This window comes from Caballeronia udeis, from assembly GCF_001544555.2.
Lineage (GTDB): Bacteria > Pseudomonadota > Gammaproteobacteria > Burkholderiales > Burkholderiaceae > Caballeronia > Caballeronia udeis.
On sequence record NZ_FCOK02000005.1, the window covers coordinates 125,595 to 139,578 of the forward strand.

The 13,984-nt window shown below is 58.5% G+C and carries 10 protein-coding genes; 4 read left to right on the forward strand and 6 right to left on the reverse strand.

Annotation, left to right across the window (positions count from 1 at the left end; translation table 11 throughout):
- The first annotated feature begins 115 nt into the window (after positions 1-115).
- Positions 116-1,303 carry an acetyl-CoA C-acyltransferase gene (locus AWB69_RS05965; RefSeq protein WP_062083192.1) on the forward strand — a complete coding sequence of 396 codons (1,188 nt, stop codon included), beginning with the start codon at positions 116-118 and terminating at the stop codon, positions 1,301-1,303.
- A 97-nt stretch (positions 1,304-1,400) separates the two neighbouring features.
- On the opposite strand, the gene AWB69_RS05970 is transcribed toward AWB69_RS05965, so the two are convergent.
- From AWB69_RS05970 to AWB69_RS05980, 4 genes are all read right to left on the reverse strand, one after another.
- Positions 1,401-2,333 carry a LysR family transcriptional regulator gene (locus AWB69_RS05970; RefSeq protein WP_062083372.1) on the reverse strand — a complete coding sequence of 311 codons (933 nt, stop codon included), beginning with the start codon at positions 2,331-2,333 and terminating at the stop codon, positions 1,401-1,403.
- Positions 2,334-2,550: 217 nt separating this feature from the next.
- The gene (locus AWB69_RS50710) at positions 2,551-2,973 is read right to left on the reverse strand and encodes a DUF3331 domain-containing protein (protein ID WP_075643866.1); all 423 of its coding nucleotides are present in this window, start codon (positions 2,971-2,973) and stop codon (positions 2,551-2,553) included.
- A gap of 232 nt (positions 2,974-3,205) precedes the next feature.
- Complete coding sequence (locus AWB69_RS05975) at positions 3,206-3,979, reverse strand: alpha/beta fold hydrolase (protein ID WP_062083194.1); 774 nt, start codon at positions 3,977-3,979, stop codon at positions 3,206-3,208.
- 207 nt (positions 3,980-4,186) lie between these two features.
- Positions 4,187-4,612, reverse strand: coding sequence for an organic hydroperoxide resistance protein (locus tag AWB69_RS05980; protein ID WP_062083196.1), 426 nt, complete (start codon positions 4,610-4,612; stop codon positions 4,187-4,189).
- A 1,004-nt stretch (positions 4,613-5,616) separates the two neighbouring features.
- Here AWB69_RS05980 and AWB69_RS05985 point away from each other — a divergent pair.
- Positions 5,617-8,478 (forward strand): ATP-binding protein, encoded by a 2,862-nt coding sequence (locus AWB69_RS05985; RefSeq protein ID WP_062083198.1) that lies wholly within the window; start codon positions 5,617-5,619, stop codon positions 8,476-8,478.
- Positions 8,479-8,705: 227 nt separating this feature from the next.
- Here AWB69_RS05985 and AWB69_RS05990 read toward each other — a convergent pair whose 3' ends face one another.
- Positions 8,706-9,014 (reverse strand): DUF4148 domain-containing protein, encoded by a 309-nt coding sequence (locus AWB69_RS05990; RefSeq protein ID WP_062083200.1) that lies wholly within the window; start codon positions 9,012-9,014, stop codon positions 8,706-8,708.
- A 256-nt stretch (positions 9,015-9,270) separates the two neighbouring features.
- Positions 9,271-10,056: a 3-hydroxybutyrate dehydrogenase gene (locus tag AWB69_RS05995; RefSeq protein ID WP_062083202.1), complete on the reverse strand. Its 786-nt coding sequence runs from the start codon at positions 10,054-10,056 to the stop codon at positions 9,271-9,273.
- A gap of 594 nt (positions 10,057-10,650) precedes the next feature.
- Between AWB69_RS05995 and AWB69_RS06000 the strand changes: the two genes are divergently transcribed.
- Together AWB69_RS06000 and AWB69_RS06005 are read left to right on the forward strand one after the other, a co-directional pair.
- A complete protein-coding gene (locus AWB69_RS06000; RefSeq protein WP_082913275.1) occupies positions 10,651-12,924 on the forward strand; it encodes a CoA transferase in 2,274 nt (757 codons plus the stop codon).
- Between the two features lie 85 nt (positions 12,925-13,009).
- On the forward strand, positions 13,010-13,942 hold the full coding sequence (locus AWB69_RS06005) for an SMP-30/gluconolactonase/LRE family protein (protein WP_062083207.1): 933 nt from the start codon (positions 13,010-13,012) through the stop codon (positions 13,940-13,942).
- Positions 13,943-13,984 lie beyond the last annotated feature (42 nt).

Here is a 13,984-nt window from a genome sequence, read left to right on the forward strand (position 1 = left end):
GGAGTTTGCGGCGCCTGTGCGCGATATCGCAGAGAGCGCGATGCCAAACAACGAAAGAATCTGTCTTAATTGCGCGTGCGCATCGCACCGCGTTGACACTGGAGGTAACGGAATCATGACGACAAACGATCCAATTGTTATTGTTAGTGCAGCGCGCACTCCGATGGGCGGCTTTCAGGGTGATCTGACGGCTGCCAGTGCAAGCGATCTCGGCGCGGTGTCGATTCGCGCCGCGGTTGAGCGTGCTGGCGTGCCGGCAGAGCAGCTCGATGAAATTATTTTTGGCTGCGTACTGCCAGCGGGCCAAGGTCAGGCACCGGCGCGGCAGGCAGCGCTTAAGGCGGGGTTGCCACTATCCGCAGGCGCGACGACGGTCAACAAGATGTGCGGTTCCGGTATGAAGGCGGTGATGCTGGCGCACGATCTGCTGCTGGCGGATTCGGCGGATGTGATAGTCGCGGGTGGCATGGAGAGTATGACGCAGGCACCGTATCTACTGCCCAAGGCACGCGGCGGTTACCGGATGGGCCACGGTCAGGTGCTTGACCACATGGCACTCGACGGACTCGAGGATGCGTACGACAAGGGTCGGTTGATGGGCACGTTTGCCGAAGATTGCGCGGCAACTTTTCAGTTCACACGTGAGGCACAGGATGCATTCGCGATCACATCGCTCACGCGCGCGCAACGTGCCATCGCCGACGGCAGTTTCAGGGAGGAGATTGCACCCGTGACCGTGCGAGCGGGCAAGACGGATACCGTGGTCGCAGTCGACGAGCAGCCGGGTAAAGCAAAGCGTGACAAGATCCCGCTCCTCAAGCCTGCATTCCGGGACGGTGGCACGGTGACAGCAGCGAACTCATCGTCGATTTCGGACGGTGCAGCAGCATTGGTATTGATGCGCCGCTCGGAGGCCGCGCGGCGTGGCTTGACACCGAAGGCCATGATCGTCGCGCACGCTACGTATTCCGATAAGCCCAGCCTCTTTGCTACAGCGCCTATTGGTGCGGTGCGTAAGCTGTCGGACAAGACTGGCTGGAATCTGCGGGACGTCGACCTGTTCGAGTTCAACGAAGCATTCGCGGTAGCTGTGATGGCGGCGATGCGCGAACTCGATCTGTCGCACGACAAGGTCAACGTGAATGGCGGCGCCTGTGCGCTTGGGCATCCCATCGGCGCATCTGGCGCCCGTATCATCGTGACTCTAATTCATGCATTGCGTGCACGCGGGCTCAAACGCGGCATCGCCAGTCTTTGCCTCGGCGGCGGCGAAGCTACTGCCATAGCTATTGAAGGTGTTTGACGCTGTATGCCCCTGCTTCACCAAAGAGCTCTCAAGCTACGGCCGACTCGGTGAAGTGGGCCCGGCGGCGCTGGCACGTGTTCCGTCGTCGATCGCATCACAACCCGTAGCGGAGCTTCCCAACATCGTCCGAGAGCCTCTTCGGAATTTCCTCACGTAGAAAATCGATCCACGTTCGAATTTTTGCGTCAAGAAACTCGCGGGAAAGATACATTGCGAATATGTCCATTTCCTGAGACACGTAGTCGGGCAGAATCCGCTTCAGTTCTCCGGATGACAGACCATCCATTGCCGTATAAACGGGAAGCAAGCCGATTCCAAGTCCGGTCTTGACGGCGACGACCATGGCATCTGCCACGTTGACCTTGAATATTGGCAGCCCTAATTCGATGTTTTCCACGTCGTCCATTCGACGCAAGCTCCACAAATTCGATCGATAGACCGGCGTTTCGATTTGCAGACCGATATGACCGACGAGGTCCGCAGGGCACTGCGGAACACCGTGCTTCGCGAGATACTCCGGGGAGGCGCAGACGATACTGAAAGCGGTTCCCAGTCGCTGAGAAATCAGGCCAGAGTCCTCCAGCCGTGTCGATGCGACCAGAGAAACGTCGTACCCCTCCTCAAGAAGATCGGGCATGCGCTGATTTATCGTAAGCTCTATACGCACATCCGGATAGAGTTGCTGATATCGACCGACCGCCGGAACGACATAGTGCTGGCTAAAGCTACCCATCGCGTGCACTCGAAGCTTTCCTGAAGGACGGAAAAAGGCATCCCGAGCTTCGGCTTCGGCCTGATCGACGGACTCCAGTATATGTTGGCACTTTCCGAAGTAACGTGCTCCGGTATCCGTCAGCGCTATACGGCGCGTAGTCCGGTTCAGCAAACGAGCTTGAACATGCGTTTCCAGCTCGGAGACGGCCCGCGACGCTTGTCCCGAGGTGATATCCATGCTTGATGCAGCCGCCGTAAAACTACCCGCGTCGACGACGCGAGTGAACACTCGCATGTTGTGCAATATGTCCATGTCAAATCCATTCCTCAATTGAACCTGCATCGATGCGGCATGCGGTTGAACAGCGTTACCCAAGCTCCGTCATATTCCCGCTGGACGTGTCAGCAGGAGTTCTCACTTGCTCGATTGGATGCCCGAAACGCATGCTGAGAAGTGAGCTGATCTGGCTTCCGAGCGACTTGATAGGCCCGCCCAGTTGCGGGCGAGACCCATGCATGACACGAATACGTCAACCTGTCCGCTCGAGCTCGGTGGCAAGGATCATTTCGTCATGGTTGGCGGGACGAGGTCGACCGCGCACGCTCGGCATAAAGACAGCGTCCCCTCTTCGGATAGGTTTGCCGGTCAATGCGCAGTAACCGTTGCTGCGAGCCACGATTTGGCGCCAGACCTGGTCGACGTAGTGACACATCGTGGGATCGCACCATGAAATCAATGCGCTTACATCGTCCTGCCGCTCGATAGCCGTAACCCTGTTTCGGGAGTCTGGATGCGACATAGCTTGATGCGCCTCGCCGGGCATTTCTTTGTGTCCAGTACGTGTGCCTCGCGTTTGGACGATTCTCCACGACTCCCCGCCAGCGTTATCTTCTCCGCCGGAGAGGTGCGACAAAAGCGAGACTACTTGGCTCCACGGATTGACTTCTTCCATGTCGGCGTACCTCTCAGATAAGAAGCCCCAATAACGTGGGCCAGAGGGACCGTTATCGCAAACCACGATTCGCCAGCTGTCAGGGCGTTGAACGCGCAATCGCCTGGCTACATGATTCGAGGCGCTTGTGCGTTCGATGCGTACGCTCCATCTTCACCCATGAAGCGCTCAAGAGAATGTTCTGCTACACCATTTTCGGGAGACAGCTTCAACCTTCGTGGTGATGGTGCATTTACTTCACCAACGCGGAGTTAGCAGCTTCCTCGATGAGTTTGGCCGTTTCCCTCGGGTGAGACAGGTACGCGGCATGGCTTGCTTTCACCTCGACAGTAGTGGCATTCGCGCGCTTGGCCATCCTGCGCTCGTTGTCCGGGTTGATCGACCGATCTTCGGTGGCCACCATGTACCAGGTAGGCTTGTTCTTCCATGCAGGGGTCGTAATCTTGCTGGTGAACGAGTCGGTGGAGATTGGTACTTGCGACTGGGCCATGAAGCGGGACACGGCGGGCGGGACGTCCGCCGCGAAGTCGGCCGCAAAATGCGCAGGATCTATCCACCAGTTGCCGTTGCTGTCCGCCTTGAATGCCTTGGACGCTTGCGGCATGGCCTGTTCAATCGAAGCGCAGCTCTCACCGGCATCGGCTGCAAAGGCGGCGATGTAGACGAGTGCAGCAACCTTCGGATCGTTGCCCGCCTCGGTAATGATGGCCCCGCCGTAGCTGTGGCCAACGAGGACCACCGGTCCGTCCATAGCATCGACCGCTGCCTTCGCATACTTCACATCATCTGCGTAGGAGGTCTCCGGGGGTTGCGGTACAGACACCGTATAGCCATCCTTCGCGAGAATCCGGGCGACGGCCTCCCAGCCGGACCCATCGGCAAATGCACCGTGTACCAGAACCACGTTCTTGATGCCAGTCTTGGGTGCGGATTGCGCCGAGGCAATCTGCAGGGCGCTTGTCGTCAACGTAGCTGCAAGCGCAGCAACCATGTAAAGCTTGTTCATGTCATTTTTCCTTTACAGAGTTTCCATGAACCCTCTCGAGCCCGACGCACCCGTAGATATTCCGCTAGGGATTTGACGTGTTCATATGAGACGGTGTTTTTTTCGAGCGACGGAGATCCAACCATCTGGGGAATTGCCGCCCGAACCCACTATTGAACCGGGAGATCTCTTGTGGAGGAGTTAGTTCGGGCTTAACTCCACGCGTTTCTAGACGAGGGTGAACGTGACGTCGATGTTGCCGCGCGTCGCGTTCGCATACGGGCAAACAACCTCGGCCTTCTGGATAAGAGACCGAGTTGCTTCGCGTGGCATACCAGGTAGCGAAATCTCCAGTTCAACTTCGATGCCAAAGCCGGTTGGAACAGCACCGATACCTACGCTACCTTCTATGGATGCGTCAGCTGGGATTGCGATCTTGTTCTGCGCAGCGACGAATTTCAATGCCCCGAGAAAACAGGCGCTGAAGCCAGCCGCAAATGGTTGTTCAGGGTTAGCGCCTTCGCCACCTGGGCCACCAAGCTCACGCGGTGTGGTCAACTTGAAAACGAGATTGCTTTCGGGTACGACTGCTCGGCCGTCGCGGCCTCCCGTCGCTTGGGCATGCGCACGGTAAAGGACTTTATCAATTTTCATCTGAGTTCTCCTAAAAGCATTGGCGGGAAAGACTTTCCATTTCCAAACCCGACAATCGCTGCACGGCACTTCGGGATCGCCACTGCTCTGACATGCCGGTCGTGTGGAACATGATATTGAGAATAGCGGCCCGGCCGCGCCATCTCCTCTTGGGACGCTGAAAAGTCCTGAAATCTTCTGGCTCTGTCCTGCGGCGTCTCCGCGGCCACGGGACCGGAGCTTGCAAGTCGAAGAGCGCGAGCGACGCCGCAGGTATGAGCGGTAAGCACTTCATGAAGACAGGGCTGTCTGTTGAGGGCGCGCCATACCCGAAGTCGAATATCCGCGCTTGTCGAAGAGGTTGAGACCAAAGGTACCCGTAACCTGTACGCCCCTCTGGGAGATTGCGAGGCGTACGTGCTTCGGGATGAGTCTAAACCGCATGGTTGCGGCGATCTGTTCACATCAAAACGGATGCCCACAGGTCAAGGTTCAGTTGCTTCCTCAACGCGAACGTCTGAGGTCAAGCTGTCGCGCGATGATGCATGGGGGTGAGGTTACATCCGTCTTTCAGCCTTCAGGGAATTACGGAATGTGCTCCACGTCCATTGCCTGCCGAGCGGACAGCTGGTCGTGCATGCGCTTGGTTGGTGATACCATATTCAGGGATGAATGACGGTTGGCGTAGTCATGAAGCATCTTGATGTATTGAAACGAGTCTTCGGCAAAATCCAGATGCGACTGGCAGCGTGCGGACCGGACTTGTTAGCACTTCCGGCTACGGCAGATAGCTGACCATCGGCGCGTTGCACCAGCAGTTTCTCTTGCGTGTCATCGAGCGGCGACTCTACATGTCATCCGCTCGTTCTAGGAATATGTTCCTGGTGCTACTGTGCCTTTCTCCTCAGTTGGGCTGGCATTGTTCCGACGTAACCATTGCGAAGGAATTGACGAGGGAAGTAAGTGGCGCCGTATCCTTTGTGCGGCTTGACTCTTCAGAGCCCGCGCTGCCCGGAGAACGCTTCATGGTCAGGCCGCCTCAACCTGCCACCCTGTTTCGCTTCGGCGCGACGACCGTTAACCCCGGGCGTCGCGAGTTGAGCCATGAGGGAGTGCCCGTCAGCGTTGGAGACCGCGCGTTTGACCTTCTCGTGTTGCTCATCGAGCAGCGTGGCGCTGTCGTCAGCAAGGAACAGATCATGGAGGTGGTCTGGCCGCGAAGAGTTGTCGGCGAGAACACGCTCGAAGGTCAGGTATCGCTGTTGCGGCGCGCGCTGCAAAACGATCGTGATGCGATCCGGACCATTGCCGGACGCGGTTATCAATTCGTCGGAGATCTGGGCATTGACGCGTCGCTCGGTCCAGACCCGACGCCCACGTCGCCGACAAACGCAATCGGACTGCGCTGCAAAGGGCTTCCCGCCCATGTATCGCGCCTCATCGGCCGCGAGGCACATCTCACAGAAGTCGTGGATCTGATCCAGTCGCACCGGCTTGTCACCCTCGTCGGCGCAGGTGGAGTTGGCAAGACGAGGCTCGCGATCGAAGCGGCGCGCCGGCTGTCGGTGAACTTTGCCGATGGTATTGCTTTTGTGGAACTGGCGGCGACCGCATCGGGTGACTATCTTTCGGCCACTGTGGCTGGCGCATTCGGTTTTCCATCGGGAGAGGGAACGCGAGACTTCGAACAGATTGCGCTCCACCTTCATGATCGGCATCTCCTTATCGTCGTTGACAATTGCGAACACTTGATCGAAAGCGCGGCTCAGCTCGTCGAGACGCTGCTGCAGGTGCCGGCCTCAACCATCATCGCCACAAGCCGGGAGGCGTTGAGGATCGCAGGCGAGTATGTCTACCACGTGCCGTCGCTCGACATGCCCTCGCACGACGGGGAACAAGACGTCGCGCGCTTCGGCGCGATCGAACTGTTTCTTGAACGAACCGGCTTGCGGCTGGATGCAGGAATTGACGCATGCATGCCACTCATCGCTCGTATTTGCCGCCAGCTGGATGGTATCCCGCTGGCGATCGAGCTCGCTGCCGCCTGCACTGCCGCTCTTGGCATTCAAGGCGTGGCCGACCGCCTCGACGACCGGTTTCAGATCCTCCGAAACGGGGCGCGGACCGCGCTTCCACGCCAGCAGACATTGCGCGCGACGGTGGACTGGAGCTACGCGCTTCTGCCGCCACGGCTACAGACGATACTGGCCCGGTTAAGTCTGTTCGCGGGGAAATTCACGCTGGACTCGGCGCAGCGGATGGTCGGCGGCACCGACGTACCTCAGCACGAGGTGACAACGGCTATCGCCGAACTCGTCGACAAGTCGCTTTTATGTGCCATTCCCAATCTACCGCGGATGCACTACCGTCTGCTCCACACGATCCGCGCGTATGCGTATGACCGTCTCGTTGAAAGCGGTACGAGCAACGACTGGCTGGTACGTCACGCCCGGCATGTTCTGGACACTTTCCGGACGGCCGAGAGGTCCGCTAGAGAACGCAAGGAGATCGACTGGAGCCGCACGTTCGGGTTTTATCTGGACGATCTTCGCTCCGCTGTCGAATGGGGTTTTTCAACAGACGGGACGACGGTTATCGCCATTGAACTCACCGTGGCCAGTATTACCCCGTCCATGCAACTTGCGTTGTTCGCGGAGTGTCTCTCCCGCCTGGACAGAGCTCTCGACGCGTTAGCCCGACTCCCCGTCCAAGCCCGGTTGAATTTGCCGGTAGTCGAATGGGAGATGAAGCTGCAGACGGCGCGAGGCGCATGCCTGCTGTTTCAAAGTGTAGGGGCTCAGACTGGCGAGCCGTTTGACACTGCGTTGGCACTCGCCCAGGAGACTAGTGATATTGAGTATCAGTTGTGGGCCTCATGGGGCTGCTGGACTCATGCATGGCTGCATGGGCAGTATGCGCGGATGCTTGCTCTAGCGACGAGCTTCACGGAAGTTGCCGGGAAGTCCCGCTGGCCCGGCGACCGGACCGTGGCGCGCAGGATGTCCGGAATGGCTCGTCTGTACCTTGGGGAACTCAATGATGCACTCACCGAACTGGAGTCGATCAAAATACCGGACGACCATGCCAGCCGCGCCGAGCGTATCCGTTTCCTTTTTGACGAACACAGCGCAACCGGCTCCGTGCTTGCGCAGGCACAGGCGTTTCTCGGCCGCGACGATGAAGCTGAACTAACGGCGCGGCGAGTACTCGAGGACGCGCACGCACTGGGTCACGCGCCATCGATCTGCTACGTGTTGAGCGAGGCAGTATGTCCGACAGCATTGCTGCGCAGCGACGATGCATGGCTCAACCAGGCGGCGCAGATGCTCTCCGACACCGCCCGACAAGTGTGGGCATTTAAGCCGCGCGCGGAAATGTGGCGAGGTTTGATTGCGCTGCGCCAGGGGCAGGTCGAATCGTATGACACCAGCATCGCCCCTTCGTTGGAGAAAATGGGCGATGCGCAGTATTGCGTCGTGCTGACGGTGTTCCTGGCTGAAACCGCAATCGCGTTGGCGAGATTTGGCAGAACCCGCGATGCGGACGCGTTGCTCGCCCGCGCCATGGCAAGGGCAGCAGCTGTGAACGACCTCTTTTCCTGGGTAGAACTGCTGCGAGCCGAAGCGGAGATCATGCTTTTACGACGCGAGTCCGACAGCACCTCGCACCTGTCCGAATGCATACTCCTCGACGCTTTGAACGTCGCACGGCGTCACGGGTTCGTGGCGTGGGAGGCGCGTTGCAGGGCTAGCCTCGAACGGCTATGGAAAGCTACTGGAAAACCACCGGTTCAGTTCGTCCTGACGGATTCAACACTGCCAGCGACGTATGAACCGTTCGACTCCCCTCTCACGCTCTCATTGCGCGCCAGAGGCGCTGCGGCCTGACATCAGAATATTGACCGAGAGCAAACTCATTCTGGCAATGAGCCAAGTGGACCTCTTCGAGGCACTCGGTGGAGGATGGGAAGCCGGTAGCGATATGATTTCCCCGATAACCTCGCGTTAATCAAAACAGCGGGAAGAGACCTTTCCCGCCGTTGCAAAGCAGACCCGAGGTGTTACCGGGAGCGCTGATATTGTGATCAAAATTTGGGCGCCACCGGATTGCCGAATCAAGGACGGTTGTACATTGCGTTCCAGTCGGCCTTCGATACTGCCGGGCGTCCCGCGTCCGACGAACCACTCGCAACGCCACCGACGTCTGTCGCGCCGTTTTGTGCAGCGACCCTGGCCTCAGCAGCCTGAATCTGCGCCGGATAACTTACGTTATCACCTTGGCCGGGCTGATATCCAGCCTTCTCCAGCTGGACGAGCTCGGCGCGCACCTGAGCACGAGTCAAAGGGGCATTCGATTGAGCGAACACAGCAACCGGAGCAGCAAGGGCAACGGCAACGACAGCAGCTTGAATAAGCGATTTCATGATAATTACCTCCAGACTTTATTTAGTTCTGCCACGAACAGCCCTGCTCGTGAGTCAGTGATTCAAGTCTAGATAAGCGGACGCTTGAGAATAAGAGCTGTTCTTGGGAAAATCTGCTCCTGAATATGAGTAAATCACCAGTGATGGGAGCACCGGTTGCGATAGTGGAACGGCTTCAGAGTCGCGCGCTGCTGGCGTTCACCGGAACGTAACTGAAGTCGGACGTGCCTGCGCATAACCCGGCCTCCCGAGCCTGTCACTGCATGAACCATCCGTGACTGACCACGAATGACTGCCCGGTCAGCGCGGCGCTTGGGAATGAAGCGAGAAATTCTACTGTCTGTGCAACGTCGGCGGCAGTTGTGAATACGCCGTCGACCGTCTGTCCAAGCATGACTTTCCGGACAACCTCGTCTTCGCTTATGCCCAACTCGCGTGCTTGTTCGGGGATTTGCTTCTCGACGAGCGGCGTCCTCACGAAGCCTGGACAGACGACATGCGAACGCACGTTGTGCGCCGCCCCTTCTTTCGCAAGGACGCGTGAAAGACCCAGCAACCCATGCTTGGCGGTCACGTAAGCCGATTTGAGCGGCGACGCCTCGTGCGAATGCACGGAGCCGATATAAATCACTACGCCTCCACGATTATCGCGATACATGTCGGTCAGGGCGGCCCGCGTTGTGAGGAAGGCGCCGTCCAGATGAATGCCCATCATCTTTCTCCAATCGGCGAACGCGAACGATTCGATAGGATTGACGATCTGGATACCCGCATTCGACACGAGAATGTCGATCGGACCGAGCTCGGCACGCGCACCAGCGAAGCCCTGCTCGACGGCCTTCTCGTCAGCGACGTCCATTTCTACAGCGACTGCGCGGCGACCCGTTGCTGCGATTTCGGTGACGACGGCGCCAGCGGCGGTACGGTTCAGGTCAGCGACCGCCACGGCCGCGCCCGCACTAGCGAGTCGAAGTGCAATAGCCTTGCCAATACCACTGGCTGCACCAGTGACAAGCGCGGTCTTGTTTTCCAGGTTTTGCATTTGGATTCTCCGTGGGCGCCGTTGCGCTCCGATAGTTTGAGGCTGAACCTATGCGTTCGACCTTACTTAAATCGAGCCTAAGGTCCGCGAGGATGTGCGTGTTGGACACAATCCGATGTCAATGAATCTAGGTCAATGTAGACGCATAAAAAAGTAAATGTTTTTAAGAGACTGCCATGTCTCGCGATTGCCTTATACCGGGGCTCCGCCTTGCTGTTGCTTGCATCCGCCACATTTCGCGCCCATGGAGTCGCGATTTGATATCAGAAGATTTCAGGACTTTTCAGCGCGACAGGAGGCGATGGCGTTGCCGGGTATCTACTCTTACATATGGGCTCTGATCGGCAAACGTGAGAGGCGCAGCGATCATGAAACGCCATAGGGTCATCGCTTGTTTTGAGTGTCCGTACGAGCGCGCACTCGACGGCTATCTCACCTTGCTGCGCGAACAGATAAGCAGGGCCGTCGTAGACGTTGCTCTCTGCTGACGTCGTCTCCTATGGCATCCCGCCGCCCGCGTTACTTTAAGGAACCTCCGCCCGATATCGGCAAAGCAGATAGTTAACTTTACTGAGTAAATTCATAGGAATATCCATGTCGCTTTTACCTTTGTCGGGAATCTCTGTCGTGGAATACGGGACGGGGTTGGCAGCCAGGTTAGTGGGCCTGCTGCTGGCGGATCAAGGTGCAACCGTAGTGGTTCGCCGTGAGGGAGGCGAGCCCGCGCCCCTGGACGTGTACCTGGACCGGGGCAAGCATATCCATGCCGGAACGGAGCCAGCTTCGTCAGCGGAGGCCGACGTTGTCATCCGCGACGACATTGACGCCTGTGAAAGAATTCACGGGCAAATTCGTCTCGCAATGACAGCGGTTCTTCCCGGCGAGGCCGCTTATCCATTCCCGGACAGCGTCGGTGACGACATCCTCAAGGCGATCATCGGCTTCTATACCGATTTGGCGATTACGCGAAAGCTGGTCGGTGACGACGTCCTTTACACCCCTTTGCAGCTGTGCTCAATCTATGCCGGAGTCCTCGGTGCGACGGCGGTCGGAGCGGCTCTGGTGGATCGCATCCGGTTTGGTGCCGGCCGGGACATCGTCATTTCGCGTCTGGCCGCCGGCCTGTCTGCTGTCGGAGCGCTGGCGCTTGAGGTTGCCGGCATTCCTGAGCACCTGAAGGCCGACCCTCTCATTTCGTTGCCTCCCGAACTGGAGGCGCACGCGGACAAGGCTCGTGCCGACAAAGCATATTTCGAATGGCTCAAACGGCAGATGAATCCCTTGTTTGCTTGCTACCCTTCCGCTGACGGTCGCCAGGTCATGTTCCTCAGCGTCATTCATCGTCACTACGCCCGTCGACTGCTCGAGAAACTTGGGATCTGGGAAAACATGCAGGCTTTGGGAGTGGTCGACCTGCCGATCTATGATCCAGCTAACGCCGAATTTGCCGATCACAATATCGCCGTGGCGCAGAATCTGCGTTTACCGCTTCGCGCAAAATTGGCTGAACTGATTGCTGCCGCAGTAGCCCGCAAGCCGGCCGAAGAGTGGGAACGGACCCTTGGCGAGGACGACATTCCATGTGCTATGGTTCGCGATTTCGACGAATGGCGCGCTTCGGATCATACGAGGCAATCCGGAATCGTCGAGACAGTTGGCGGATGCGACTGGCCGCAGCTTGGGCGTGTCGTTCGGCTGGCTTCCGCACAACCGTATCCGCCTCTCCATACCTGCACAACCGGACAGACTTCGTTCCCGGCTTCGCAATTGCCAACTGCAACGGTATCGGCAAAATCGGCTGCTCCCCTGGCTGGTATGCGCGTCGTCGACCTCGCAAATGTCATTGCCGGGCCGTCTTGCGGCCGAATGCTGGCCGAACTCGGCGCCGAGGTCATCAAAGTGGATTCCACGCAGCCCGAGCACGTGGCGTTGGTAACCGTAGTCTGGCCGGGCGAACTCTCCCAGGGGAAGCGCAGCATTCTTCTCAATCTGCACCAAGAAAATGGGCGAGAGATTCTCGGACGGTTGGTTGCCCAAGCTGATTTGCTCGTGTTCAATAAACTCGATCCCGTTATGGAGCGGTTGGGTCTTGAACGAGCCGGTCTCGCCCGGATCAATCCCGATGCCATAGCCGTCCAGCTCAGCGCCTTCAAAGGAGAGCGGCCGAGCAGCCACGATGACTACCCTGGTTACGACCCGATCTTGCAGGCCGCGACCGGCATCATGGCCAGATTCGGCTCTTGCGACGCCCCCGAATTGCATGGGCTAGCTTCCTGCGTCGACTATCTCACAGGGTACATCGCAGCTTTCGGAGCGGTCGTCGCTCTCGTCGCCCGCGAGCGGCGTCCCGAAGGTGGCGGCGACTGGGTCGACACGTCGCTTGCTAGCGCCGTGAGTTTCCTCCAGCTCTCGTTCCAGGTAGCGCCCGCGTCGGTAGGAACGGCGGATTGCTTGCGGAGGGTGAAGGACGGCTGGATTTGCGTCGAGCCGGCCAATGCCGATATTCGCGGGATTTCCGGACTAACGGTGCCGGAGGCGCTGGCTGCCGCCAGGTCCGCTGAGATCATTGCTGCACCTGTGCAATCAATCGCCGAACTCAAGGCTCGACATCGAACTGCCCCTTGTGCCGACATCGCTTTCAAGACCGACGCTGGCATGCTTCCCGCCCTGAATCTCCAGCCCACATGGTTTCACTTCGATGGCCGACCCCTGCCTGAACTAGCGGCCGCTCCGGCACCGGGGGCCGATGCAATGGAAATTCTCCTGGGACTGGGTTATGACGCGGCGGATATCGACGGAATGATCTCTGCCGGAGCGGTCGGTCAGATCCTGTGGGGCGGCTCTTCCGTAACGCACAGGGTCGAATAGGGGAATCCATTCGGCAACGGCGGATCTACGGATAGGCCCCGCCAGTACGACGGCGGCTATTGAAACCTGACGGAGGGTACCTACTGTGGCTACGAAGAATGGCGGTACGTTGTATGTTTTACAGGCGCGCCCACCAGCGATCATCGCTCTATCACCGGACGGTTCACACAAGGTCGTGGTCGCGAACCTCACGCGCACGCCTGATGGCATCAAGGTCGATGCAGAAAACCAGGTGGTCTACTGGACCAACATGGGAAGCGGCATCCATCTGGTCGACGGCGATCCGGCTTCCGGCGCAGTTCCCCCGAACGACGGCACGATCGAAAGCGCCAGGCTCGACGGAACCGGGCATCGTGTGCTGGTGCCTTCCGGTATGGCCGGCACGCCCAAGGAACTCGCGCTCGACAAGGACGGCGGTCACCTTTATTGGTGCGATCGCGAAGGCATGCGAGTGATGCGCGCACGGCTGGCCGGCACGGAGGTGACGGAACTCGTCCGCACTGGGAATTTCCCCCAGGATACGGGCGACGAGACCCGTCACTGCGTAGGTATCGCATTAGACAGGGCAAACGGACACATCTATTGGACGCAAAAGGGCGCGCCTGATGCTGGAGAGGGCCGCATCTTCAGAGCGGGTATTGAACTGCCGCCCGGCGCCAAACCCGATCAGCGCCCGGACATTGAATGCATGCTCGCCGATCTACCCGAACCAATCGATCTGGATATCGACCACCGTGACGCCATGCTTTACTGGACAGATCGTGGTGACGATACGCATGACGGAAACACACTGAATCGCGCACGAATCACGGCGTCTGGACTAGCTGATCGCCACGTGCTTGCCCGCGGTCTGAAAGAGGGAATTGGCGTGTCTCTGGATGCACGCGGGCGTCGGGCATTTGTGACCGATCTGGGCGGCAATGTGCGTGAGCTGGACATCGATACGAAGCAAGAATCGCATTTCACCACTGTTGCTCATTTGGGCGTTCTGACAGGTATTGATTATGTCGACATCTGATGAAGACTGCGGCAGGCACAGTCGGAAGCTATCGAGAGGTGA